This is a genomic window from Nocardioides pyridinolyticus, assembly GCF_054653575.1.
On the sequence record NZ_BAAIFY010000015.1, the window covers coordinates 80,933 to 103,398 of the forward strand.

Sequence of the window (22,466 nt, forward strand, 5' to 3'; positions counted from 1 at the left end):
GGCCCGTCGCTTGCCGGGGGAGCACAATCGAGGCATGCGCCCAGTGCTCCTCCCCGCCCTGGCGGTCGCCCTGCTCGCCGCCGCCGCATCCACCGCACCGGCCGCGGCGGCCGTGCCGTCCGAGCGGACGATCGCCGACGCGGTCGAGCCCGGCAAGGCGTACGACGTCGTGTCGGTGACGCTGACGGCCGCGGCCGCCGAGGGCAAGAAGGCCTCGGTCGTCGTGCGGCACCACCGCCGGGTCGACTCCGGCGACGGGATCGACATGTGGTTCGACACCGACGGCGACCGCAGCCCCGACATCTACCTGACGGGCTACGCGTTCTCGGAGTACGCCGTCTACAAGGCCCGCGGCTTCGACGGCCACGGCCGCGACATCAGCGACCGCGGATGCGTGCAGCTGCGGATGACCGGCAAGAGGTCGGTCGTCCGCCTCGACCCGGGCTGTCTGGCGCCGTCGGAGACCTTCTCGGTCTCCGTCCGGTCGTTCGTCCACGACCAGCCCAGGCGCACCGTCGACAACGTGCCCGGGCCGGACCGGCTGACCAAGAGGGTCCTGTCCTCCGCGGGCTGATCGGTGGCGGTGGTGACGCTGGAGGGCCCGTGCCCTGACGAGCCGGTCCGGTGTCGAGACCGGGACTGACACCAGACCGGCTCGCCCGTCAGACGGTATGAGGTGACCGCCTCGGGTTGAGGGGTTGCAGGCCGGGGCCTCTCACATGCATGTACGTGGGTTGTCGGGCAGGAGCAGCCTGCTCGACCTATCCACAGGCATAGGAGGCCCCGGTGTTTTCTGAGCGTACGAGTGTCGGGCTGGATGTGCACGCAAGGTCGGTCGTGGCGGCCGGTCTGGACGCCGTGACCGGTGAGGTCTTCAAGCAGCGGCTGGTTCCGAGCAGCGCGGTGGTTGTGGAGTGGCTGCGCAGCATGCCTGGCCCGGTGGCGGTGACCTACGAGGCCGGGCCGACCGGGTTCGGGCTGTACCGAGCCATCACCGCAGCCGGGATCCGCTGCGAGGTGGCCGCACCGTCCAAGCTGACCCGGCCGCCCGGCGATCGAGTCAAGACCGACGCGAAGGACGCCCTGCTGCTGGCCCAGCTGCTTCAGGTCGGGCAGATCGTGCCGGTGCGGGTCCCGAGCGTCAGCGAGGAGTCCGCCCGGGACCTGGTCCGGGCCCGTGAGGACGTCCGCGGCGATCTGATGCGTGCCCGGCATCGGGTGTCCAAGCTGCTGTTGCGCCACGGTCACGTGTACTACGGCGGGAACGCCTGGACTGGGAAGCACACGACGTGGCTGAACTCGATCCGGTTCGACCAGACAGCCACCCAGGCCGCCTACGAGGCCGACCGGGAAGCCGTCGACTTCGCTGTGGCGCGACGTGCCCGCCTCGATGCCGCGATCGCGGCGATGGCTGCGGACAGCGAGTTCACCGCCGTGACGCGCCGGCTGTGCTGCCTGCGAGGTATCTCCACGCTGACCGGGTTCGCGCTCGCGGTCGAGCTGGGCGACTGGGACCGGTTCACCGGGGCCAGCATCGGCGCCTACCTCGGTCTGGTGCCATCTGAGCACTCCAGCGGTGACTCCCGACGCCAAGGCGCGATCACCAAGACCGGCAACTCCCACGCCCGTCGCCTGCTCGTCGAGGCGGCCTGGCACCACAAGGCCCGCTATACCGTCGGGCCGACCATGAGGGCCCGCTGGGACCAGGCCACACCGTCGGCTCGAGCCCGTGGCCATCTCGGCAACCAACGACTGCACCACCAGTGGACCAAGTACGTCGCCCGCCGCAAGAAGCACACCGTGGCCAACACCGCGATCGCCCGCGAGCTCGCCGGCTGGTGCTGGTCCCTGGCCACCTTGGAGTGAGCCGACCCTGACTTGGTCTGGAACCGGTCCCTGCGTGCAGCGCGAGGAGCCGACCCGCGATTCGACTGTGAGCCACGAGCCCGGCTCGTGACGCTCGACCTCAGAGAAGCGGAGCGCTCCTGCCGAACGCCGTCCTGCGGTAACCAACCCGCGCATATCAGTCTCGACCGCGCGTCGCACAGACACGCTGCGCAGCCACCGGCACCCAGACCAAGCGAGGCGCCGTCAGGTCAACCGACCCGACGGCGCCTCACCCTGCCCTTGACAGGAATGCCCCACATATCAGTCGATCCTGGCCAGCGACCCGGGTCCGAAGACAGGACCGACGACGTACGGCGTCCCGTCGGCGACGTCGACGCCGCCCGGCAGGATCAGCTGGTCGGGGACCAGCTCGGTGATGCGATGGTGCCGCTTCACGAGGAACAGGCCGCCGATGTCGGAGCCGGGCACCGGCTCCGGGGCCTCGATGGCGAGCCAGGTCATCTTCGAGAGCGTGACCGCGTAGATCCCGCGTCGGCCGGCACCGAGGTCGACGATCGACGTCAGGCCGTCGGCGAACCGCTTGCAGGCACCCCTCCAGGGCTTCTCCGGGTCGCAGACCGCGTCGCGCGTGCCGGGCTTGATCCGCCAGATCTCCGAGGTGCCCGCCGTGGCCGGGTAGCCACGCAGCTCGCCGACGTACCAGTAGCCGTCCTTGCCGACGGTGACCGATGTGGCGACCGCCTCGGCCGGCATGGTCGTCCCGGCTCCCGGCAGGTCCTCGGGGATCTCGACGGTGCGCGGCTTGAGCCGGGCGACCGTGTGGATCGACCTGTCCGGCATCACGCGGAGCAGGTCGTTGCCGGCCGCGTCCGCGACCAGGACCGAGCCGTTGCGCAGCGCCGCGACGCCGAACGGGTTGCTCTCCGCGGGGCTGTCCTCGAGGTCGTACGGGTCGTGGTCGGTGGCCTGGTAGGCCGCGATGTCGACGAAGGCCTCCGGGGCGTCCCAGCCGCGGCGCCAGCGGTAGAGCGTCGCCGCGCCCTCGTCCTCCCCGCCGACGGTGAGCACCCAGACGGTGTGGTGCTTGCCGACCGACACCGCGGGGGCGACGAAGCCTGCAGGGACCTGGCCGAGATCGATGACCCTGGGCTCGGTGCCGTGGCCGCGGTGGTGGTGGTGCTTGCGGCGCTCGATCACGAGGCTGAAGGTGCCGTCGGTCTCGGTGACGACGGTCCAGCCGTGGCCGAGGGCGTCGACGCCGCGCGGGCCGTCCAGGCCCTCGAGCACCGAGTCGAGGTCGTCGAGGTCATGGTGCGACCCGCCCGCGGTCGCGGTCGGGCCGAAGGCGGCGACCGTGCCGAGGGCGAGGGTGGCCGACGCCAGGGCGGCCCCGAGGTGACGAAGATGTCCCATGTGATTCCTCCCGTGTGATGGGTGGCACCAGCCAAGTCGGCGCACGTCCGGCGCCGCGACGCCAACATCGGGTAATTCGGCGCTGGTGCTGCGTGTCAGACTCGCGCCCATGGAGCAGCGCACCCTGGCCCACTCGTCCGCCTCGGTCGTCGGGCTCGGCACCTGGCAGCTCGGCGCCGACTGGGGCGACGTCTCGGAGGCCGACGCCCTGGCCGTGCTCGAGAGCTCGGTCGAGGCCGGCGTGACGTTCTTCGACACCGCTGACGTGTACGGCGACGGCCGCAGCGAGCAGGTCATCGGCACGTTCGTGAAGACGCACCCCGGCATCACCGTCGCGACCAAGATGGGGCGCCGGATGGACCAGGTGCCGGAGAACTACTCGCTGGAGAACTTCCGCGCCTGGACCGACCGCTCGCGCCGCAACCTCGGCGTGGACACGCTCGACCTGGTGCAGCTGCACTGCCCGCCGTCCGCGGTGATCGACGCCGACCGCACCTACGACGACCTCGACACACTCGTGTCCGAGGGGGTCATCGCGGCGTACGGCGTCAGCGTCGAGACGTGCGACCAGGCACTCTCGGCGATCGCGCGACCGAACGTCGCCTCGGTGCAGATCATCCTCAACGCGTTCCGGCTCAAGCCGCTCGACGAGGTGCTGCCCGCCGCCGCGGAGGCCGGGGTCGGGATCATCGCCCGGGTGCCGCTGGCCTCCGGCCTGCTGTCGGGGCGCTACACGGAGTCGACGACGTTCGCGGCCGACGACCACCGCACCTACAACCGCCACGGCGAGGCGTTCGACGTGGGGGAGACGTTCTCCGGTGTCGACTTCGCCACCGGCGTGCGGGCCGCCCAGGAGTTCGCGGACCTCATCGACACCGTCGGCCCGACCGGCCTCAGCCCGGCCGAGGTCGCCCTGGCGTGGGTCTGGCAGCAGCCGGGCGTGACCACGGTCATCCCGGGCGCCCGCAACGCCGAGCAGGCCCGGGCCAACGCCGCCGCCGGCGACGCGGACCCGCTCCCGTCGGCGTTCCTCGACGGCGTGCGCGATCTCTACGACCGCCACTTCCGCGCGGCCGTGCACGACCGCTGGTAGGCGACCTCCCTGGAGGACGCCTGGGGACACCTCCTAGGCTTGGTCTCGATGAGCGCCGAGGACTACTGCGACCTGTGTGACCTTCCGAAGTCCACCTGCATCCACGGCAACCCACCCGCGCCGCCCCCGCCGCGGGCGACCGCGCGCACCTCGACGCCGCGGGCCAGCAAGCCGGTCGTGAAGAAGGCCGCGCCGACCCGGAGCGTGCCGCGCAAGTGGACGCCGCCCGAGGCGTTCATGCCGAACATCCTGGCCGTGCTGGAGGACTCCGGCGGCGAGCTCGAGCAGGAGGAGCTCTTCCGCCGGCTCGAGGAGCGGATGGCCGAGCGGCTGACCGAGGCCGACCACGGCACCACGCCCGAGGGCGAACTGCGGTGGCGGTACGCCGCCCGCCGGGCCCGCCAGGCGCTGATCGCCGAGGGCGAGATGGAGAAGGGCAAGCCGGGCGTCTGGTCCCTTGCGTAGCGGCACGCACTCACGGCACGACCGAGCAGCCCGCGGGCAGCGGCCGCCGGCCGGTGAGCGCGAGGAGCACGTCGGTGCCGAGGCCCAGGTCGAGCGCGCTCGCGGTGGCGACGGTGAGTGCCTCGGCCAGCGCGGGCGGCGGGGGAGCGAACGCGATCCCGGTCGTCGCGGCGATGTCGAGGCTGTGGACGGTCAGCTCGAAGGCCCGGGTCGGCAGGTAGTCGCTGACCCGCATGCCGCCGCAGATCGTGCGGACCACCGGGTCGGTCCCGGCCAGCCCGTCGAGGGCGGCCGCGGCGGCGGCGTACGACGCCCGCAGCGCGGCCACCGGGTCTTCGTCGAGGGTCTCGCCCGCGGCCACGCCGCGGGCCGCGATCGCGCCGTCGTCGTGGCCGACGATGCGGCTGACCTGCGCGAAGTACGCCGCCGGCGTCTCCGCCTCGACCTGCTCGGCCCGGGGCGCGAGGTACTCCGCGACCGTCACCAACGAGCGTCCGGTGTGTCCGACGAGGGCCCGCAGGTCCCACGATCCGAGCCCCGGTCCGGCGTACCGCTCCGGCGGGATCTGCTCGACCAGCGCGAGGAAGGCAGTGGCGGCGGCGTCGTAGGTGGTGCGGCTGTCCATGCCGAGATTCTCGCCTGCGACGCTGACAACTGGTTGACAGTTAATCGGTAGGGCGTGCTCAGGGTCGGCGGGCACGATGGGCCCATGACCCAGCAGCTCGAGCGCCGCCGCACCTGGCACGCGCTGACTCCCGAGGAGAAGCAGCTGCGGCTCGGCGAGCTCCGGCGCCGGCAGCAGGCACAGATCGAGGTCGAGCTGCGGTTCCTGCGGCGACGCTGAGGAAATCGGGTTCCGGTCCAGTCCAGCGGCGATTCCTCCGTCCCCGCGGGCGGGGTGCACCTAGCCTCGGGCGACCTTTCCGTTTCTCCAGGAGTGACATCCCGATGACCGACACCAACGAGTCCGTCCCGGCCGAGCAGACCGCCTCGTCCGTCCCGCCGCCGTACGCTGCCAGCGCGGTGCCCGCCCCGGCAGCCCCGGCAGCGCCTGTCGCCGGCCCCATTCCGTCCACCGGGCCGGTCGGCAAGGTCCGCAGCACCGGCACCTGCGTGCTGCTGACGATCGTGACCCTGGGCGTCTACAGCTGGGTCTGGTACTACAAGACCCACGACGAGATGAAGCAGCACACCGGCGAGGGCGTCGGCGGCCCGGTCGCGCTGATCCTCGCGATCTTCGCCGGCGTCGTGAGCCCGTTCCTCTCCTCCTCCGAGGTCGGGAAGCTCTACCAGCGCGACGGCCGCCAGGCCCCGGTCTCCGCGTCCACCGGCCTGTGGTTCCTGCTCCTCGGCTGGCTGTTCTTCGTCGGCGCGATCGTGTGGTTCGTGAAGACCAACGGCGCGCTCAACGAGTACTGGAAGTCCCAGGGCGCGACTGCCTGATCTTCGCCGGGACGTCATACGAGGTGGTTGCTCCGGCGACCAGCTCGTATGACGTCCTTCGGCATTTCAGGGGGCCGGTCGACGCGACCCGTTCATGCGTGTGGACGAACGGGGTACGTCGAGGCCATGGCCCTCAGACTCGTGGCCGGCGCCACGGCACTCGCCGTCGCCGTGACCGGAGCCGTCCTGTCCGACCAGAGCACCGCTGAGGTCGCGGCGGAGACGCGACCGCTGGACCACTGGACCGAGGCCGACAAGGCCGCCTTCGGCACGGCCCGGACGACGGGCAGCAACGTCTCGGCCGCCCGGCGTGCGGTGCGCTGGCTGTTCAGGACCCAGCAGAGGAGCGACGGCTCGTTCCCACAGAACTCCGACGTCGCCGGCAAGCCCGTGTGGGGCGAGCTCCAGCTCGACGAGGTCGCCCTGCCGATCGCGCTGGCCCACCTCACCGGCACCGACGACGAGCGGACCTGGCGCGGCGTGCGGAAGGCGGCGGACTTCCTCGTCGACTTCCGCGACGAGGAGACGGGCCGGCGGGCGCCGTACTCACCTCAGGAGCGGTGGGAGAACCAGGCGGGCTACTCGCCGAACTCGATCGCCACGCAGATCGTCGGGCTCGTGTGCGCCGCCGACATGGCGCGCGACCGCGGCAGGCCGGCGCTCGCGAAGCGGTGGCTGGAGGTCGCCGACCGGTGGCAGGCGAAGGTGAAGGACTGGACGGTGACGTCCAACGGGCCGCTGTCCGACGACCCGTACTTCCTGCGGCTCACCAAGAACCGCGAGCCGAACACCGCGAGCCCCTACGCGATGGGCGACGGCGGACCGAAGTCGATCGACCAGCGCACGGTCGTCGGCCCGAGCTTCCTCGACCTGGTGCGGCTCGGCGTGCTGCCCGCCGACGACCCGGCGGTCGTCAACAGCCTCGACGTCGTCGACGAGGAGCTGAAGGTGGACACGCCGAACGGCCCCTTCTGGCGGCGGTTCACCCGCGACGGGTACGGCGAGACGCGGACCGGCGGCCAGTGGACGATCACCGAGCCGGGCACCCACACCACCCTCGGCCGCGGCTGCCGGTCCGGCGGACATGCTCGCCGAGCAGGTCTGGGACGGGCGGCCGCCGACCGGGAACCCGTGCTGCGTGGCCGGTGAGGGGACCCGGGCGGCCACGCCGCTGACATGGTCGCACGCCGGGCTGGTGCGGCTGGCATGGACGATCGAGCGGGGCGCGCCGGTGGACCAGCCGCAGGTCGTGGTGGACCGCTACCTCAGGTGACCACCCGGATCTCGTCGCCGAGCCGGGCGCCGCGGAGCAGCTCGAGGTCGTCGCCGGACCAGAACTTGCCCGGGTCGTAGTAGTTCGTCGGGCGGTCGCCGTCGAGCAGCCCCATCGCCTCGTACGTCGCCGCGACGACCTCCGCGCAGTAGGTCAGCTCCGCCGGCGCGGACTGCCGGACCCGCCCACGCGCCCAGCGGCCGATGAGCTTGGCCGTGGAGGGGAAGGGCGTCCCGTCGAGGCGCGCGATCGTCTGCATGACGGCGTCCTCCATTTCGCGGGTGACCTCGCCGTCGAGCTGCCGGAGCCAGGCCTGCTGCTCGTAGCGGCCGGTCCACTGCTCGACGGCCGCGCGCAGGTCGTGCAGCTGGACGCCGCGGTGGTGGCTGTTGGTCCACACGTCGAGGAGCCCCTTGCCGAGCTCGGCGTGCCACATCAGCGGGGGCAGGTCGTCGAGGACGACCGCCATGCCGACGTGGTTGACCGGCGCGTTGGTGAGAACGCGGATAGCGTGGTCGGCGGTCGAGCGGCCGCGGAACAGCCACAGGTCGCCGGTCCGGGTCAGGTCGACCGCCTCGTCGAGGCTCAGTCGGCTGCCGGTCGTGGGAGTCATGGGAGGAGTCCTCGTGAAGCTGTGGAAGTGGCTCGGTCTCGCCGGGGTGGCCGGAGTGGCCGCCACCGGGGCCATCATCGCGCGTGACCAGCGCCAACGCGCGCAGCTCACGCCCGAGCAGGTCCGCGACCGGCTTCGGGAGCGGCTGGGCGAGTCGGAGAGCTGGCGCGGACCCGGTCCGCGATCTTCGCGAGCCATCCGCGGTAGCCGAGCTCGCCGGGGACGAAGCCGATGCCGTAGCTGATGAGAAGTGCGTCGATCTGTGTGTCGGAACGCGTTTCCAGGACCTCATCGATCTCTCCCGGGAGCTCGTTAGCACCCTGCGGGTCGAGCTTGACGAAGTCGTCGACAGCGGCCATCTCGTCCGGGTAGAAGTCGTAGACGTCTTGGTTGAGGTAGGCGCCGACAAGCGTCGCCAGCGCTGGCTTCCTGGTCACGTCAGCCTCCTGCGATCTCGGGGAAGCTGGTCAGCAAGCGCCAGCCTTCCGGCATCGAATCGTCGCGAATCAACACGATCCTCGCGTGCTGCGCGGTGACCCGCTCGCTTGCGCCGCGAACGAGGACATACCCCACATCCTCCCCGACGTTCGCGACGAAGTCCTCCTTGCCGGTGCCAGATGCCAGCCAGGCACGGATCTGTCGCGCGTTCGCCTTGAACACGGCCTCTGCCGCTCGCTCAGCGGTCGCCTTGTCGGGGAAGGTCGACGTCCTCGTCAGGGACGGCTTCCGGGCCAGTCGGTCCGCCATCTCTTCGGCCGACTTACCGACGTGGTCCCTGATGGTGTGACCGCGGCGACCGGCTTCGTGCGCGTCCAGCCAGCCCGGCTCCCATCGGCGGCGGGAGAAGTAGGACGCCAGGTTCGCGCTGCCCCGCTCGGTCCGGGCGGCCGACAGCCGCGCGAGGTACGCCCGCGACTCCCGGAGCGCGGCGCCGACCGGGCGCACCGTGCTGGACGTGCCGCGGGTGAGGAGGCCGAGCGACTCGAGGATCCCGCGCAGTCGCTGGCTGGTGGCGGCGAGCCGGGCGGCGCCGGCGGCGCCGGCGGCGGGGGCCGCGGCGCCGGCGGTCAGGAACGTGAGCGCGCCGGAGGCGACGGCGCCGATGCCGAGCTCCCAGGCCAGCTGCTCGAGGAGGTCGAGCATCTCGGCGCGCTTGGCGTCGACGTGGGCGGCGTACTCCTCGCAGGCCGCTCCCAGCGCGGAGAGCTGCTCGGCGAGCGACTCGATGCGGGCGCGGAGGTCCTCGGTGGTGGCGATGGCGAGCGGGATCTCCGGCGAGACCTCGAGCGACAGCTCGGCGAGCGCCGTGGCACAGGCGTCGGTGAGCAGGCCGACCGCGCCCCCGGCCGACCGCCAGGTCGCGGCCGCCGCGCGGAGCCGGTCGGTGTCGGCGTCGGGCCAGAAGACGCCTTCGAGCAGGTCGAGCACGGTGTTCGCCCAGCCGGGCAGGCTGGAGGAGTCGCGGCCGAGCGCCGAGGGCGGCCCCGGCAGGTGGACGACGGTGCAGAGATCGGCGCCCGCCGGCGGGTCCACGACCTGCTCCGGCCAGCCCGGCAGCACCGACGCGCGCTCGGCCGCGGCGTGGTTGCGCAGCGAGCGGTCGGTGAGGCGCGCCAGCGAGGCGAACCCGGCGACGAGCTCGGCGAGCGCCTCGACGGCGGTGGTCGCCGCGTCGTCGTACGACGCCGCGAAGTCGGTCGCGGTGGCGTCGTCCCCGGCCATCCCGGCGAACGCGCCCAGCTCTCCCGAGAGGTCGACGCCGACCCGCGCCGCCGCCTGGTTGCCGTCGACGAAGGCGTCGCACGCGAACCGGTAGCCGGCTCCCTCGACCGCCAACCTCATCGGCACCGCCTCATCGGAACCGCCTCATCGCAGCTGCTCCCACATCCGCAGGTTCGCGCCGGCGGCATGGGCGTAGTTGCCGTGCGCGGTGGTGGCCGCGGCCCGCATCGCCGCCAGCCCGTCGTGCATGGCGCGGAACCCGGCCTCCCAGTCGGCCTGCGCGTCGGCCTGGGCGAGGGCGGCACGGCCGGACCAGGTGACGTGGAGCGCCTCGACCCGCCGGGACAGCTCGGCGAGCAGGTCGACGAGCTCCGCGCCGCAGTCGGCGAGGTCGTCGACGGTGGCCAGCAGGTCGTCGAGGTCGACGCCGTACAGGAGCGGAGCCATCAGCCCAGCCTCGCCGTCAGCCGGGAGAGCGAGTCCCCGGACGAGGAGTCGGTCGCGACGTAGTCGGCGGAGACGGCGTCGAGGAGGGTGGCCATCGTCGCGAGCCCGTCGAGCACCTGCGCGGCGCCGCCGGACCACTCGTCCCAGCCGGCGGCGTACGCCGACGACGCGGGCCCGCGCCAGGACCCGAGGAGCCCGTCGACCGAGCGCGCGGCCCGGTCGCGGCAGGAGGTCAGGCGGGCCGCGGCGTCGTGCAGGCCGGCGACCGCGTCCCGGAACGCGTCGCGGTCGGCGGTGAGGGTGCCCATGACGCGACGATGCCCGGTGCCGGACGGGTCCGACACCAGGCATCTCGCATCTGTGGATAACTCCCGGGCGGCTCAGGGCAGCGCGTCGACCTCGTCGTACGACGCCACGTCGGCCGCCAGCGCGGACAGGTGGAATCCACCGTCGCCGAGCAGGTGGTCGAGGGCGGTGAGGCGGCTGGTGTAGGAGCCGACGGCGTACTCCGCGGTCATGCCGATGCCGCCGTGCAGTTGGATCGCCTCCTGGCCGATGTGCCGCCCGGCCCGGCTCACCTGCAGCGAGGCCCGCGCCGCCGCCGCGGCGACGTCGGAGCCGTTCTCGGCGAGCACCATGGTCGCCCAGGTGACGATGCTCTTCGTGAGCTCGAGCGACACGTACATGTCGGCCGCGCGGAAGGTGAGCGCCTGGAAGGTGTTGAGCGTGACGCCGAACTGCTTGCGGCTCTTGAGGTACGCCGAGGTCAGCTCGAGCGCGACCTCCATCAGCCCGATCGCCTCGTTGCGGGCGACGATCCGCCCGATGTCGAGCACGCCGGCGATCACGGCCTCCGCGTCGCCACCGGCGCCCAGCGGCGTCGCGGCGGTGCCGTCGAAGCTGATCCGCGCGGCCCGGCCGCCGTCGTGGGTGGCGTAGCCCTCGCGCGTCAGGTCCGCGGGGTCCACCACGAACAGCCCGGTGCCGCCGTCGGGCAGGGCCGCGCTCACGACGAGCACGTCGGCGCGAGCGCCCTGGACGACCGGCTCCTTGACGCCGGACAGCGTCCAGGAGCCGCCCGAGGACGTGGCGGTCACGCCGGAGGCCGACGCCGACCAGCGCGACCCCGGCTCGGCGTGGGCGAAGGCGAGGACCGACTCACCCGAGGACAGCGCCCCGAGCAGCTCGGCCTTCTGCTCCTCCGACCCAGCCGCGGCGACCAGGCCGCCGGCGAGCACCACGGAGGTCAGGAACGGCTCGGGCGCGAGCACCCGGCCGAGCTCCTGGGCGACGATGCCGACCTCGATGGCGCCGGCCCCCATGCCGCCGTACTCCTCGGCGAACGGCAGGCCCAGCACGCCCATCTCGGCGAGCTGCTGCCAGACCTTCTCGCTGAAGCCGGGGTCCTCGGCGACGGCCTTGCGCCGGTCCTCGAAGTCGGCGTACGCCTTGCGGGCCAGGCCGCGGACGGCATCGCGCAGGGCCTGCTGCTCCTCGTCGTACGTGAAGTCCATGGCGTTCCCCTCAGAGTCCCAGGATCGTGCGGGCGATGATCTGGCGCTGCACCTCGTTGGAGCCGCCGTAGATCGAGGCCTTGCGGAAGTTGAGGTAGACCGGCGTCGAGCGCCGCGTCCACCACGGGAGGTCGGTCGTGTCGTCCCCGGCGCCGGAGGCCAGCGAGGCCGGTCCGGCCAGGTCGACGACCAGCTCGGTGACCGCCTGCTGGAGCTCGGTGCCCTTGAGCTTGAGCACCGACGAGGCCGGGTGCGGCTTGCCGTCGGCGGAGTGCGCGACCACGCGCAGCGCGGTGAGCTCGAGCGCGAGCAGCTCGTTCTCGAGCTCGACGAACCGCGCCGCGAGCAGCGGGTCCTCGAGCAGGGGACCGGCCCACTCCTTGGCCTCGGCGAGCACCCGCTTCGTGGCGCCCACCGGGGCGACGCCGACGCGCTCGTTGCCGAGCAGGAACTTGGCGTAGTCCCAGGCGCGGTCCTCCTCGCCGACGAGGTTCTCGACCGGCACCCGGACGTCGGTGAACCAGACCTCGTTGACCTCGTGGCCGCCGTCGATGAGCTCGATCGGGCGCACCTCGACGCCCTCGGAGCGCATGTCGATGAGCAGCATCGAGATGCCGGCCTGCTTCTTCACGTCGGGGTTGGTGCGGACGAGCGTGAAGATCCAGTCGCCGTACTGGCCGAGCGTGGTCCACGTCTTCTGGCCGTTGACGACGTACTCGTCGCCGTCGCGCACCGCACGGGTCTTCAGCGACGCCAGGTCGGAGCCGGCGTCGGGCTCGGAGAAGCCCTGCGACCACCAGATGTCGAGGTTCGCGGTCGGCGGCAGGAACTTCTCCTTCATCTCCTGCGAGCCGAACTGCGCGATCACCGGGCCGATCATCGAGGCGTTGAACGCCAGCGGCACGGGCACGTAGGCCCGCTGCATCTCCTCGTGCCAGATGTGGCGGCGCAGCGGTGTCCAGTCCTGGCCGCCCCACTCGGTGGGCCAGTTGGGCACGGCCAGGCCGGCCTCGTTCAGGATCTGCATGCTCGAGACGAGCTGCTCCTTGGTGAGCTCACGCCGGTCACGCACCGCGTCCCGGATCTCCTGGGGGATCTTCGTGGTGAAGAACTCCCGCATCTCGTCGCGGAACTCGGCATCCTCCGCCGACAGCGCCAGCTGCATCGGGCCTCCCTGGTTCGCCCTGGATGGTGGGGTACCCCGCCAACTTACCGGCCGGTACGACGGCCCGCCCGTGTGGCTCCCCGGAACCGTCGTCGGCGCTGCCTACGCTGGCGCGATGCGGCGACTCCTTCCCTCTCCGGCCCTCGTCGTGGCCTCGATGGCGCTCGTCCTCGCGGCGAGCGGCGCGGGCTACGCCGCTGCCACGATCGGCACCCGTGACATCAAGGACGACGCCATCACGAGCGCCAAGATCCGCGACGGGGCGGTGGCGCTCGCGGACCTGCGCGGCTCCGTGGCCGCCGACCTCGGCGTCCGCGCCTACGCCAGCGTGGCCGTCAGCCAGGGCCCGACGCTGGAGAGCGCCCGCACCGAGGGCTTCTCGAAGGTGGTCCGGCCCAAGACCGGCGTGTACTGCCTGACGCTCAGCGACCCGGACGTCGACCCGGACGAGATCTCCTCCGTCGTCACCGTCGACTGGGACGACTCGACGGGTGCGAACCTCACGGCCTACCTGAGCAAGTCCGCCCACGAGTGCCCGCAGGGAGCCGACATCGGGGTGCGGACGTTCACGTTCACGGCCGGGCGGCCCTACAAGCCCTCCAACAACGTCGCGTTCACGATCCTCGTCCCCTGACGTGGGCTCGCCTCACCTCGTGATCACCCGGGCGCCCGCGCGCCCACAGGCGGTCGTCCTCGTGCTCCACGGCGGCGCCAGCCGTGCCAACCGGCCCGACGTGCACCCCGCCCAGCTGTCCGTGCTGCGGATGGTGCCGGTCGCGGGCCGGATCGCCCGCGCCGACCGTCGCCTCGCGGTGCTGCGGCTGCTCAACTCCTCCCGCGGCTGGGACACCCGGCACACGCCGGTCGACGACGTCCGGTGGGCGCTCGCGGCGGTGCGGGAGCGGTACGGCGACCTGCCGGTCGGCCTCGTCGGCCATTCGCTCGGCGGCCGGGCCGCGCTGCTCGCCGGTGATCAGGAGCCGGTGCGGAGCGTGGTGGCCCTGAACCCGTGGGTCTACCCGTACGACGACGCCGACCTGTCCGGCCGGGGGGTCCTCGTCGTCCATGGCACCGACGACCGCGTCGCCTCCCTCGACCGGGCCCGTGCGGTCGTGGCCAACCTGCGCCGGCGTACCGACGTCGAGCTCCGCGAGGTGCCCGGCGGCAGGCACGCGATGCTGCGCCACGGCGCGGTGTTCGAGCGGGCTGCGGCGTCGTTCTGCGTGGAGACGCTCCTCGGTTAGCGTGGCGGCATGCGTCCCCTCGTGGTGATGGGTGTCTCGGGCTCCGGCAAGTCGACGGTGGGAGCCGCGATCGCGCAGCGGCTCCGGGTGCCGTTCGAGGACGCCGACGACCTCCACCCCTCGGCCAACATCGCCAAGATGAGCCGCGGGGAGCCGCTCGACGACAGCGACCGCTACCCGTGGCTCGAGCTGGTCGGGGAGTGGCTCGCGGTGCACGAGGACGGCGGCGTGATGGGCTGCTCGGCGCTCAAGCGGAAGTACCGCGACCAGATCCGCGGGCTCGCCCCGACCACCCGATTCCTGCTGCTGGAGGGATCGTCCGAGGTGATCGCGGCCCGCCAGGCGGCCCGGCCCGGCCACTTCATGCCGGCGTCGCTGCTCGCGTCGCAGTTCGCGACGCTCGAGCCGCTCGCCGCCGACGAGGACGGGATGGTGCTCGACGTCGACCAGAGTGTCGACGCGATCGTCCAGGGGTACGTGGACGCCATGCGACTCGAGAACGACTGATGGACGTCGTCGAACCGGTGGCCCCCGGCGGGCAGCTGATCGTCGCGGCGCTGGCGGCGATCGCGCTGATCGTCGTGCTGATCACGCTCGTCAAGCTCCACCCGTTCCTCGCGCTGATCCTCGGCGGCCTCACCGTCGGCATCGTCGCGGGGGAGAACGTCAACGACGTGCTCGTGTCGTTCGCGACCGGGTTCGGCACCACCACGGCAGGAGTGGGCGCACTCATCGCGCTCGGCGCGATGTTCGCCAAGCTGCTCGCGGACTCCGGGGGAGCGGACCAGATCGTCGACACGATCGTCGGCCGGGCGTCGCCGCGCATGCTGCCCTGGGCGATGGCCGCGGTCGGCGCGATCATCGGCCTGCCGATGTTCTTCGAGATCGGGCTCGTGCTGCTGATGCCGGTCATCTACCTGGTCGCCCGCCGCGCTCGGGTCTCGCTGATCACCGTCGGCATCCCGGCGCTCGCCGGCCTCTCCGCGATGCACGGCTTCGTGCCGCCGCACCCCGGTCCGGTCACCGCGATCGACTACCTCGGCGCCGACCTCGGGGTCACGCTGGGCCTCGGCCTGGTGGTCGCGATCCCCACGATCATCGTCTCCGGCCCGCTGTTCGGCAGCATCGCCGGCCGCTGGGTGGTGGTCGAGGCGCCGGCCACGTGGGACTCCCCGGACCGCCGCGACGAGTCCACCCGCCCGTCGTTCGGCGTCACCATCGCCACCGTGCTGCTGCCGGTGGTGCTCATGCTCGGCAAGGCGATCCTCGACATCGTCATCGAAGACCCGAAGAACGACGTCCAGCAGGTCGGCGACGTCCTCGGCAACCCGTTCGTCGCGCTGCTGATCAGCGTCCTCGTGGCGATGCTGACCTTCGGCGTCGGCACCGGCATGGACCGGGCGAAGATCTCCGAGACGGTCGGCAGCTCGCTCGGCCCGATCGCCGGCATCCTGCTCATCGTCGCCGCCGGTGGCGGATTCAAGCAGGTGCTCGTCGACACCGGCATCGGCACGCTGCTGGCGGACCGGGCCAAGGACGCGGACATCTCCGTGCTGCTGCTCGCCTGGGTCCTCGCGGTGCTGATCCGCCTGGCGACGGGCTCGGCGACGGTCGCGACCATCACCGCGTCCTCGCTGATGATCGGGCTCGTCGAGGGCATGTCCACGGGCGAGGTCTCGCTGGTCGTGCTCGCCATCGGCGCCGGCTCGGTGTTCTTCTCGCACGTGAACGACGCGGGGTTCTGGCTGGTCAAGGAGTACTTCGGCATGACCGTGGGCCAGACCGTGAAGACCTGGTCGCTCATGGAGACGGTGCTGTCGGTGACCGGCCTGGTCGTGGTGCTGGTCCTCGGCATCTTCATCTGAGCCGCCGGTCGAGCTCAGTCGAGGCAGGCCACCGCGACGACCTGCCGCCAGCTCGTCCCGTCGACGTCGACGGGGACCCACGTGATCCGCACGGGGCCCTCGAGGCCACGGCCGGTCGGCGGCAGGCACTCCGGACGCGTGTTCTCGTGCCAGGCACCGTGGACGTCGGTCCACGTCACCCGGGCCGGGAACCCGATCGTCCAGTCGTCCTCGAGCTCACAGCTGATCGCCCACGCCGTGGACAGGCAGGAGACCTCCTCGACGTGCTCGCGCGGGTCCTGGCGACCCAGCAGGTAGCCGAGCACGGCCGCGGCGAGCACCAGGACGACCGCGACCACGGCGACGCGTCGCGACGACGTCGCATCGGTGGTGCTGCCGGTGGTCACACCCGACACTCTGGCAGACCGCGACCTAGGCCGTCCGGCTGAGCCCGATCGCGTCGAGCGGCAAAGGGGTGATCTCCTCGTCCGTCGCCAGGTGCACCACCTCGACAACGACGCCGGCCACGCGACCTGCATCGTGCAGGAACGCCGCCCAGGCGAGGTCGTCGGCGGTGACGCTGCGACCGGGGCGCGACCGCAGGAACGCGAAGCTGTGCCCCGATTCGCGCTCGTCGACGAGGTGCCGTCGAGGCCGACGGCCATACCTGGTGCAGGTCGGCCTGGGTCTCGATCGGTCGGGTCGGTTCGAAGCTGGTCATGCGTTGACGCTTCCCGCCGCACGACGTCCGGGCGCGCCTGTCCACAGGGTCGGTCGCGTCGTTCTTCCGGCGGCGCCTGGCGCCTGTCTCGAAACACCACCCGCGTCGTGGTCGTACGTTCGTTAAAAGCGAGGGCCTATTGGCGTCGGTGGAGCCTCGCGTGGTGCCTCGGGCAGAGGAGCCGTCCGTTGTCGAGGTCCGTCTTGCCGCCATGGGCCCATGGGTGGTCGTGGTGGACGTGGCACATCGAGGGTGGCCAGTCGCAGCCGGGCTCGGTGCAGTGCCGGTCGCGGATGCCGATGGCGATGCGTTGGGCCTGGGAGTGCAGGCGGCGCGAGCGGCCGAGGTCGAGGACCTCGGACCTGCCGCCGAGGACGGCGGGCCGGATCTTCGCCTCGCAGGCCAGCCGGCGGGCCATCGCCGGGCTGATCTTGTCCCCGGTCTCCAGCAGGCCGGCCTGCTCGAGGTCCCCGATCAGGGACTCATACGTCATGGTCACCACCAGCGTGGTCTCGACCTTGCCCTCGATCAGCTCACAGAACGCCCGACCCAAGCGTGAGGGTCCGTGCTGCTGGCGGTTGGCGGTGTCGCCCAGCAGCAGCTTCAGCAGCGCGGCGCCGTGGAAGGTGGGGATGTCGAAGGTCCCGACGTAGCGGCCCTTCCCGTTGTCGCGCAGGGTCAGCCTCGTGCCGGCCACCGCGTCGCGCTCTTCCTTCACCAACAACGCCGCTTCGTGGGCGTCGGCGACCTCGGGGGCCACGACCTCCAGGAGCCGGCGGCCCAGGATCCGCAGGGTCTTGGCGTCGTGCTCCCGGGCGGCGGTCACGAGGTGCTGCTCGGCCTTGACCACGGTGGCCGGGTCGAGGTCGCTCGGCAGCGTGTCCAGGGCATGGGCGATGACGCGGGCCTGGTCGGTGAGGAGGTCGCCGGCGGCGAGGGCGGTGCGGACGTGGTGGCGCTCGGTGAGCGCGAACGCGAGCTTCTCCGCCCCCCGCACGGCGGCGCGGGTCTGCTTCGTGGCGTGGGTCCAGGTGTCGATGACGACGTCGTCGGCGTGCTCGACCACCCGCAGCGTCAGCTCGTCGATCTCCGAGCGCAGCCGGGTCAGCTCGACCAGGGTGGCGGTGGTCTCCTCGCGGTCCATCGACCACACCGAGGAGTCCCGCACCGACCCCACTTCGGCGCGCGCGTGGGCGACCGCCACCGACACTCGGTGCCGGGGGTTCGCCATCGCCGTCATGGATCCACTCAAGCACTAGCCACCGACAGCGAGAGGCTCAGAACCCTTGTTTTGACCGGCATGTGGGCGCTTTGGAGAACTTTCTCAGAAGAAGATCTCGCGCTCCGATCCGCGGCCAGGAAGCCGGGACGCAACGTCGACCCGAAGCCCGCCTCACCCGCCCTTGCTGCTTCACGGCGGCCAGCCCGGACGGACCCGCAGCCCTCCGACATCCGCGACCGCAGGACGACGCGATCAGCCGAGGACGGAGCGGTAGACCTCGACGGTCCGCTCGGCGATCGCGTCCCAGGAGAACGACTCGATCGCGCGCTCGCGGCCCGCCCGGCCCATCGCGGCAGCACGCGCGGGGTCGGAGACGACCGAGGTGAGGGCGGCGGCGAAGTCGGCGACGTACTGGTCGGGATCGAGCGGGGTGCCGGTCCCGTCCGTCGCCTGCGAGATCGGCACGAGCACGCCGGTCGAGCCGTCGACGACGACCTCGGGGATGCCGCCGGTGGCGGTGGCGACGACGGCGGTCTCGCAGGCCATCGCCTCCAGGTTGACGATGCCGAGCGGCTCGTAGATCGAGGGGCACGCGAACGCCGTCGCGGCGGTGAGCAGTGCGACGACGTCGGCGCGCGGCAGCATCTCGGGGATCCAGACGACACCGGAGCGCGAGGACCGCAGGCCGGCGACCAGGTCCTCCACCTCGGCCATGATCTCGGGCGTGTCCGGGGCGCCCGCGCACAGCACGATCTGCACGTCCGGCGGCAGCGAGGCGCAGGCGCGCAGGAACAGCGGCAGCCCCTTCTGCCGGGTGATCCGCCCGACGAACACCACGGAGGGCCGGTCCGGATCGACCCCCAGCTCGCGCACCCGGGAGGGGTCTTCGCGGGGAGCCCAGTCGGCGGTGTCGATCCCGTTGTGCACGACGTGCACGCGCGAGGGGTCGATCGCGGGGTACGCCGCCAGCACGTCGTCGCGCATCGCGGCCGAGACCGCGATGACCGCGGCGGCCGCCTCGTAGGACGTCCGCTCCACCCACGACGAGATCGCGTAGCCGCCGCCGAGCTGCTCGGCCTTCCACGGCCGCAGCGGCTCGAGCGAGTGCGCGGACACGACGTGCGGGACGCCGTACAGCAGCGAGGCGAGGTGGCCGGCGAAGTTGGCGTACCAGGTGTGCGAGTGCACGAGGTCCGCCCCGGCGCAGCCCGACGCGATCGTGAGGTCGACGCCCAGGGTGCGCAGCGCGGCGTTGGCACCGGCCAGCTCCGCCAGGTCCGGGTACGACGCCGTCAGCTCCTCGTCGCCGCCCAACTCGTGACGGGGGGCTCCGAACGCGTGCACGTGGGCCGAGACGTCGGACCTCGCGCGCAGCGCGCGGACCAGCTCGGCGACGTGGACGCCGGCGCCGCCGTACACCTCGGGTGGGTACTCGCGGGACAGCACGTCGACTCGCACAGTGCCGAACCTACCGCTCGACCACTAGGTTGAGCACATGCCGCCGAACTCCCGGAAGAAGGTCCTCGCGATCGTCCTCGCGGGCGGCGAGGGCAAGCGCCTGATGCCGCTCACGGCCGACCGCGCGAAGCCGGCCGTCCCGTTCGCGGGCATCTACCGCCTGATCGACTTCGCGCTGTCGAACGTGGTCAACAGCGGCTATCTCCAGGTCGTCGTGCTGACGCAGTACAAGTCGCACAGCCTCGACCGGCACGTCACCCAGACCTGGCGGATGTCGACGATGCTCGGCAACTACGTCACGCCGGTGCCGGCCCAGCAGCGCCTGGGCAAGAACTGGTACCTCGGCAGCGCCGACGCGATCTACCAGTCGCTCAACCTGATCCGCGACGAGAGGCCCGACATCGTCGTCGTCGTGGGTGCGGACCACGTGTACCGGATGGACTTCTCCCAGATGGTCAGGCAGCACGTCGAGAGCGGCGCCGCGTGCACGGTCGCCGCCATCCGGCAGCCGATCGAGCTCGCCGACCAGTTCGGCGTCATCGACGTCCACCCCGACGACCCGGGCCGCATCCGGGAGTTCCTCGAGAAGCCGACCGACCCGGTCGGCCTGCCCGACAGCCCCGGCGAGGTGCTCGCGTCGATGGGCAACTACGTCTTCGACGCCGACGCGCTGGTCGAGGCGGTCACCCGCGACGCCACCGAGATCGGCTCCAAGCACGACATGGGCGGCGACATCGTGCCGGCGTTCGTGCGCCGCCAGCAGGCCGGCGTCTACGACTTCAAGGACAACGACGTGGCCGGCTCGACCGACCGTGACCGCGACTACTGGCGCGACGTCGGGACCCTCGGCTCCTACTTCGCCGCCCACATGGACGTCGTGTCGCCGCTGCCGGTCTTCAACCTCTACAACTTCGACTGGCCGATCTACACCTCCTACGGCCCGCAGCCGCCGGCCAAGCTCGTGAAGGGCCACGCGGGGGAGAAGGCCCGGGTCGACGAGGCGGTGCTCTCGCCCGGTGTCGTCGTTACCGGCGGCAAGGTGCGCCGGTCCGTGCTCGCTCCCGCCGTGCGCATCGACGCCGGCGCGGAGGTCACCGGGGCGGTCCTCATGAACGGCGTCCACGTCGGCGCGGGCGCGGTCGTCCGCAACGCGATCCTCGACAAGAACGTCGTGATCCCGCCGGGCGCCGAGATCGGCGTCGACGCGGCGGCCGACCGGGCACGCGGCTTCGTCGTCGAGGACGGCCTGACCGTGCTGGGGAAGGACCAGTTCTTCCCGGGCTGACAGGCCCATTGATTCTCGGGTACCGGAGGGCGCATCCTCGAACCAGGAGGTCGCGATGCGCACTTCGACTCTTCCCGACGGAATGCCGGTCCTCTCCCGCGGCAAGCACCGGACGCCGAAGCGGGGCGCCTGCTTCATGGAGCTCGCCTCGCTGCTGGCCGGTGAGCGGTGGAGCGACCATCCCGCTTGCACCCACCCGCTGCTCGCGCAGCTCGCCCGCCACGTCAACGACCTGACGACCGACGACGGCCGCCGGGCCCTCACCCCGCTGATCCCGTCCGTGGTCGGTCGGCAGGGCGAGGAGGGCACCTGCTTCACGCTGTCGGTCGCCGTCGCGACCAGCCAGCTGCTCCAGGTGCCCGAGACGACCCAGCGGGTGCTCGCGGCGGGGCTGCTCCGCGCGGAGCAGCTGGCCCCCGACGGCGCGACCCGGCTGCAGGCTCGCTACGCGCTCGAGCTGGTGCCCGGAGCGGCGAGCTGGGTGGAGCGGTTCACTCTGAAGGACCGGATCGACGAGCGCACCTACGCCGAGCGCTGCGCGCCCACCATGGTGCGCTGCGCGGTGGAGGGCGTCGTCGTCCACGCCCGGCCGGGCGTGGACGCGGACCGCCGGCTCCGCGCGCTGCTGGAGACCGGCATCGCCACGGTCCCGGCTACACCACTCCGGCTGCCCGCGCCGCCTGCGAGTACGCCGCCGCGAGGGTTGTCACGGTCTCGTGGGCGTTGAGCCCGCTCGGGTTCGGCACCACCCACACCTTCGCCCCTTCCAGCAGCTCGGGCTGCCGGCCGGCCACGGCCTTGCGCACCCCGAACGCGGCGCGGTACGCCGTGATGCCGGCGACGGCCACGACCTTCGGCCGCACGCGGGCGACCGTCGCGACCAGCTCCTGCCCGCCGGCGCGCAGCTCCTCGTCGGTGAGCTCCGAGGCGCGGGCCGTGGCCCGGCGTACCAGGTTGGTGATGCCGATGCCGCGCGCCCGCAGCCGGTCGCGGTCGGCGTCGGTCATGCCGTCCGAGGGGCTGATCGGCTCGGTGATGATCCCGGCGAGCAGCAGCGCGGGGTAGAAGCGGTTCGCCGGGTGCGCGAAGTGGGTCTGGGTCGCCGCGGTCCAGAGGCCGGGGTTGATGCCGACGAACAGCAGCCGGACGTCGGGCCCGAGCAGGTCGGGCACCTCGGCGTCACGGTAGGACTCGAGCTCGGCGCGGGTGAAGCGGGCCACGGCCCCATCCTGCAACGAGGCCCGGCCATGTTCGGAACCCGCGCCCGCCGGGCACCGTCCCACCACCATGCGACACCTGCTCGGCGCGCTCGCCCTCCTGCTCTCGTTCGCCGCCTGCGGCGAGGAGGATCCCCAGCCGGAGGTCCTCCACCCGGCGCCGGCCGAGCCCGTGCTCGTGCACGCGACCGCCGGGGAGGGCGAGGCGGCCACCGAGGCCACCGAGCTGCCCGACGCCGCCGCGGTCCAGGAGTACGCCGCCCAGTTCGACGACGTCCTGGCCGGGAAGGTGCAGCGGGAGGCCGGCCGGGTCGAGGTCGGCGCGGACGAGGTGCTGGCCGCCCAGGTGGTGGCGATCGGCTGCGACGTACCGCGCTCCGCGTCGTACCACGACGGCGCGTTCGTGCCGGCGAAGGTGGCGTCGCCGCTCCAGGAGTGCTTCGCGCCGGTCACGACCGTCGCGCTCGCCGCGGTGCCGG

The 22,466-nt window shown here is 72.2% G+C and carries 28 protein-coding genes; 15 read left to right on the top strand and 13 right to left on the bottom strand.

The window, feature by feature from the left end:
- Positions 1–34: 34 nt before the first annotated feature.
- Entirely contained in the window at positions 35–574 is a 540-nt protein-coding gene (locus ACYQ0U_RS14235) for a hypothetical protein (protein ID WP_459973963.1), read from the top strand.
- Positions 575–786: 212 nt separating this feature from the next.
- A complete protein-coding gene (locus ACYQ0U_RS14240) occupies positions 787–1,866 on the top strand; it encodes an IS110 family RNA-guided transposase (protein WP_459973965.1) in 1,080 nt (359 codons plus the stop codon).
- 282 nt (positions 1,867–2,148) lie between these two features.
- Here ACYQ0U_RS14240 and ACYQ0U_RS14245 read toward each other — a convergent pair whose 3' ends face one another.
- Positions 2,149–3,261 carry a ScyD/ScyE family protein gene (locus tag ACYQ0U_RS14245; protein ID WP_459973968.1) on the bottom strand — a complete coding sequence of 371 codons (1,113 nt, stop codon included), beginning with the start codon at positions 3,259–3,261 and terminating at the stop codon, positions 2,149–2,151.
- Between the two features lie 109 nt (positions 3,262–3,370).
- Between ACYQ0U_RS14245 and ACYQ0U_RS14250 the strand changes: the two genes are divergently transcribed.
- Complete coding sequence (locus ACYQ0U_RS14250; protein ID WP_459973970.1) at positions 3,371–4,354, top strand: aldo/keto reductase; 984 nt, start codon at positions 3,371–3,373, stop codon at positions 4,352–4,354.
- Positions 4,355–4,402: 48 nt separating this feature from the next.
- Positions 4,403–4,819 (top strand): hypothetical protein, encoded by a 417-nt coding sequence (locus ACYQ0U_RS14255; protein ID WP_459973972.1) that lies wholly within the window; start codon positions 4,403–4,405, stop codon positions 4,817–4,819.
- A 10-nt stretch (positions 4,820–4,829) separates the two neighbouring features.
- Here ACYQ0U_RS14255 and ACYQ0U_RS14260 read toward each other — a convergent pair whose 3' ends face one another.
- Positions 4,830–5,444, bottom strand: a complete 615-nt coding sequence (locus ACYQ0U_RS14260) for a maleylpyruvate isomerase N-terminal domain-containing protein (RefSeq protein ID WP_459973974.1) — start codon at positions 5,442–5,444, stop codon at positions 4,830–4,832.
- 84 nt (positions 5,445–5,528) lie between these two features.
- On the opposite strand from ACYQ0U_RS14260, the gene ACYQ0U_RS14265 reads away from it, so the two are divergent.
- From ACYQ0U_RS14265 to ACYQ0U_RS14280, 4 genes are all read left to right on the top strand, one after another.
- Positions 5,529–5,663: a hypothetical protein gene (locus tag ACYQ0U_RS14265; RefSeq protein ID WP_459973976.1), complete on the top strand. Its 135-nt coding sequence runs from the start codon at positions 5,529–5,531 to the stop codon at positions 5,661–5,663.
- 104 nt (positions 5,664–5,767) lie between these two features.
- Complete coding sequence (locus ACYQ0U_RS14270; RefSeq protein WP_459973978.1) at positions 5,768–6,262, top strand: DUF4234 domain-containing protein; 495 nt, start codon at positions 5,768–5,770, stop codon at positions 6,260–6,262.
- A gap of 126 nt (positions 6,263–6,388) precedes the next feature.
- On the top strand, positions 6,389–7,411 hold the full coding sequence (locus ACYQ0U_RS14275; RefSeq protein WP_459973980.1) for a glycoside hydrolase family 15 protein: 1,023 nt from the start codon (positions 6,389–6,391) through the stop codon (positions 7,409–7,411).
- Positions 7,401–7,535 (top strand): hypothetical protein, encoded by a 135-nt coding sequence (locus ACYQ0U_RS14280; RefSeq protein ID WP_459973982.1) that lies wholly within the window; start codon positions 7,401–7,403, stop codon positions 7,533–7,535. The genes ACYQ0U_RS14275 and ACYQ0U_RS14280 overlap by 11 nt, the downstream gene beginning before the upstream one ends.
- Here the strand turns inward: ACYQ0U_RS14280 and ACYQ0U_RS14285 are convergent.
- The 7 genes from ACYQ0U_RS14285 to ACYQ0U_RS14315 all read right to left on the bottom strand — a co-directional run bounded on the left by ACYQ0U_RS14285 (position 7,528) and on the right by ACYQ0U_RS14315 (position 12,996).
- A complete protein-coding gene (locus ACYQ0U_RS14285; protein ID WP_459973984.1) occupies positions 7,528–8,148 on the bottom strand; it encodes a hypothetical protein in 621 nt (206 codons plus the stop codon). The genes ACYQ0U_RS14280 and ACYQ0U_RS14285 overlap by 8 nt on opposite strands.
- Positions 8,149–8,255: 107 nt before the next feature.
- A complete protein-coding gene (locus ACYQ0U_RS14290) occupies positions 8,256–8,585 on the bottom strand; it encodes a contact-dependent growth inhibition system immunity protein (RefSeq protein ID WP_459973986.1) in 330 nt (109 codons plus the stop codon).
- A 1-nt stretch (position 8,586) separates the two neighbouring features.
- Positions 8,587–9,990, bottom strand: coding sequence for an RNase A-like domain-containing protein (locus tag ACYQ0U_RS14295; RefSeq protein WP_459973989.1), 1,404 nt, complete (start codon positions 9,988–9,990; stop codon positions 8,587–8,589).
- A 24-nt stretch (positions 9,991–10,014) separates the two neighbouring features.
- The gene (locus ACYQ0U_RS14300) at positions 10,015–10,317 is read right to left on the bottom strand and encodes a WXG100 family type VII secretion target (protein WP_459973991.1); all 303 of its coding nucleotides are present in this window, start codon (positions 10,315–10,317) and stop codon (positions 10,015–10,017) included.
- Complete coding sequence (locus ACYQ0U_RS14305) at positions 10,317–10,625, bottom strand: WXG100 family type VII secretion target (RefSeq protein WP_459973993.1); 309 nt, start codon at positions 10,623–10,625, stop codon at positions 10,317–10,319. Before ACYQ0U_RS14305 ends, ACYQ0U_RS14300 begins: the two co-directional genes overlap by 1 nt.
- Before the next feature lie 72 nt (positions 10,626–10,697).
- Positions 10,698–11,831 (bottom strand): acyl-CoA dehydrogenase family protein, encoded by a 1,134-nt coding sequence (locus tag ACYQ0U_RS14310; RefSeq protein ID WP_459973995.1) that lies wholly within the window; start codon positions 11,829–11,831, stop codon positions 10,698–10,700.
- Between the two features lie 10 nt (positions 11,832–11,841).
- Positions 11,842–12,996: an acyl-CoA dehydrogenase family protein gene (locus tag ACYQ0U_RS14315; protein WP_459973997.1), complete on the bottom strand. Its 1,155-nt coding sequence runs from the start codon at positions 12,994–12,996 to the stop codon at positions 11,842–11,844.
- Positions 12,997–13,111: 115 nt separating this feature from the next.
- Between ACYQ0U_RS14315 and ACYQ0U_RS14320 the strand changes: the two genes are divergently transcribed.
- From ACYQ0U_RS14320 to ACYQ0U_RS14335, 4 genes are read left to right on the top strand one after another with little or no spacing between them, the layout of a single operon-like run.
- The gene (locus tag ACYQ0U_RS14320) at positions 13,112–13,630 is read left to right on the top strand and encodes a hypothetical protein (RefSeq protein ID WP_459973999.1); all 519 of its coding nucleotides are present in this window, start codon (positions 13,112–13,114) and stop codon (positions 13,628–13,630) included.
- Positions 13,631–13,649: 19 nt separating this feature from the next.
- Positions 13,650–14,240, top strand: a complete 591-nt coding sequence (locus ACYQ0U_RS14325) for an alpha/beta hydrolase (protein WP_459974001.1) — start codon at positions 13,650–13,652, stop codon at positions 14,238–14,240.
- 9 nt (positions 14,241–14,249) lie between these two features.
- A complete protein-coding gene (locus ACYQ0U_RS14330) occupies positions 14,250–14,747 on the top strand; it encodes a gluconokinase (RefSeq protein WP_459974003.1) in 498 nt (165 codons plus the stop codon).
- Entirely contained in the window at positions 14,747–16,105 is a 1,359-nt protein-coding gene (locus ACYQ0U_RS14335; RefSeq protein WP_459974005.1) for a GntP family permease, read from the top strand. The genes ACYQ0U_RS14330 and ACYQ0U_RS14335 overlap by 1 nt, the downstream gene beginning before the upstream one ends.
- Before the next feature lie 14 nt (positions 16,106–16,119).
- Here ACYQ0U_RS14335 and ACYQ0U_RS14340 read toward each other — a convergent pair whose 3' ends face one another.
- The 3 genes from ACYQ0U_RS14340 to glgA all read right to left on the bottom strand — a co-directional run bounded on the left by ACYQ0U_RS14340 (position 16,120) and on the right by glgA (position 19,485).
- Positions 16,120–16,491: a hypothetical protein gene (locus ACYQ0U_RS14340; RefSeq protein ID WP_459974007.1), complete on the bottom strand. Its 372-nt coding sequence runs from the start codon at positions 16,489–16,491 to the stop codon at positions 16,120–16,122.
- 450 nt (positions 16,492–16,941) lie between these two features.
- Complete coding sequence (locus tag ACYQ0U_RS14345) at positions 16,942–18,045, bottom strand: HNH endonuclease signature motif containing protein (protein ID WP_459974009.1); 1,104 nt, start codon at positions 18,043–18,045, stop codon at positions 16,942–16,944.
- Positions 18,046–18,279: 234 nt separating this feature from the next.
- On the bottom strand, positions 18,280–19,485 hold the full coding sequence (glgA, locus tag ACYQ0U_RS14350; RefSeq protein WP_459974011.1) for a glycogen synthase: 1,206 nt from the start codon (positions 19,483–19,485) through the stop codon (positions 18,280–18,282).
- A gap of 37 nt (positions 19,486–19,522) precedes the next feature.
- On the opposite strand from glgA, the gene glgC reads away from it, so the two are divergent.
- Positions 19,523–20,770 carry a glucose-1-phosphate adenylyltransferase gene (gene glgC / locus ACYQ0U_RS14355; RefSeq protein ID WP_459974014.1) on the top strand — a complete coding sequence of 416 codons (1,248 nt, stop codon included), beginning with the start codon at positions 19,523–19,525 and terminating at the stop codon, positions 20,768–20,770.
- Positions 20,771–20,825: 55 nt separating this feature from the next.
- Positions 20,826–21,497: a hypothetical protein gene (locus ACYQ0U_RS14360; RefSeq protein ID WP_459974016.1), complete on the top strand. Its 672-nt coding sequence runs from the start codon at positions 20,826–20,828 to the stop codon at positions 21,495–21,497.
- Here ACYQ0U_RS14360 and ACYQ0U_RS14365 read toward each other — a convergent pair.
- Positions 21,424–21,990 carry a mismatch-specific DNA-glycosylase gene (locus tag ACYQ0U_RS14365; protein ID WP_459974018.1) on the bottom strand — a complete coding sequence of 189 codons (567 nt, stop codon included), beginning with the start codon at positions 21,988–21,990 and terminating at the stop codon, positions 21,424–21,426. The two genes, ACYQ0U_RS14360 and ACYQ0U_RS14365, sit on opposite strands and share 74 nt — an antisense overlap.
- A 67-nt stretch (positions 21,991–22,057) precedes the next feature.
- Between ACYQ0U_RS14365 and ACYQ0U_RS14370 the strand changes: the two genes are divergently transcribed.
- On the top strand, positions 22,058–22,466 hold a 409-nt coding region (locus ACYQ0U_RS14370), incomplete at its 3' end, for a hypothetical protein (RefSeq protein WP_459974020.1).

Coding starts and splice junctions, on each gene's coding strand:
- ACYQ0U_RS14360 (WP_459974016.1), top strand. CDS start 20,826: ATGCGCACTTCGACTCTTCCCGACGGAATGCCGGTCCTCTCCCGCGGC.
- ACYQ0U_RS14265 (WP_459973976.1), top strand. CDS start 5,529: ATGACCCAGCAGCTCGAGCGCCGCCGCACCTGGCACGCGCTGACTCCC.
- ACYQ0U_RS14310 (WP_459973995.1), bottom strand. CDS start 11,831: ATGGACTTCACGTACGACGAGGAGCAGCAGGCCCTGCGCGATGCCGTC.
- ACYQ0U_RS14300 (WP_459973991.1), bottom strand. CDS start 10,317: ATGGCTCCGCTCCTGTACGGCGTCGACCTCGACGACCTGCTGGCCACC.
- ACYQ0U_RS14275 (WP_459973980.1), top strand. CDS start 6,389: ATGGCCCTCAGACTCGTGGCCGGCGCCACGGCACTCGCCGTCGCCGTG.
- ACYQ0U_RS14235 (WP_459973963.1), top strand. CDS start 35: ATGCGCCCAGTGCTCCTCCCCGCCCTGGCGGTCGCCCTGCTCGCCGCC.
- ACYQ0U_RS14335 (WP_459974005.1), top strand. CDS start 14,747: ATGGACGTCGTCGAACCGGTGGCCCCCGGCGGGCAGCTGATCGTCGCG.
- ACYQ0U_RS14255 (WP_459973972.1), top strand. CDS start 4,403: ATGAGCGCCGAGGACTACTGCGACCTGTGTGACCTTCCGAAGTCCACC.
- ACYQ0U_RS14305 (WP_459973993.1), bottom strand. CDS start 10,625: ATGGGCACCCTCACCGCCGACCGCGACGCGTTCCGGGACGCGGTCGCC.
- ACYQ0U_RS14285 (WP_459973984.1), bottom strand. CDS start 8,148: ATGACTCCCACGACCGGCAGCCGACTGAGCCTCGACGAGGCGGTCGAC.
- glgC (WP_459974014.1), top strand. CDS start 19,523: ATGCCGCCGAACTCCCGGAAGAAGGTCCTCGCGATCGTCCTCGCGGGC.
- ACYQ0U_RS14315 (WP_459973997.1), bottom strand. CDS start 12,996: ATGCAGCTGGCGCTGTCGGCGGAGGATGCCGAGTTCCGCGACGAGATG.
- ACYQ0U_RS14330 (WP_459974003.1), top strand. CDS start 14,250: ATGCGTCCCCTCGTGGTGATGGGTGTCTCGGGCTCCGGCAAGTCGACG.
- ACYQ0U_RS14345 (WP_459974009.1), bottom strand. CDS start 18,045: ATGACGGCGATGGCGAACCCCCGGCACCGAGTGTCGGTGGCGGTCGCC.
- ACYQ0U_RS14245 (WP_459973968.1), bottom strand. CDS start 3,261: ATGGGACATCTTCGTCACCTCGGGGCCGCCCTGGCGTCGGCCACCCTC.
- ACYQ0U_RS14270 (WP_459973978.1), top strand. CDS start 5,768: ATGACCGACACCAACGAGTCCGTCCCGGCCGAGCAGACCGCCTCGTCC.
- ACYQ0U_RS14260 (WP_459973974.1), bottom strand. CDS start 5,444: ATGGACAGCCGCACCACCTACGACGCCGCCGCCACTGCCTTCCTCGCG.
- ACYQ0U_RS14320 (WP_459973999.1), top strand. CDS start 13,112: ATGCGGCGACTCCTTCCCTCTCCGGCCCTCGTCGTGGCCTCGATGGCG.
- ACYQ0U_RS14250 (WP_459973970.1), top strand. CDS start 3,371: ATGGAGCAGCGCACCCTGGCCCACTCGTCCGCCTCGGTCGTCGGGCTC.
- ACYQ0U_RS14295 (WP_459973989.1), bottom strand. CDS start 9,990: ATGAGGTTGGCGGTCGAGGGAGCCGGCTACCGGTTCGCGTGCGACGCC.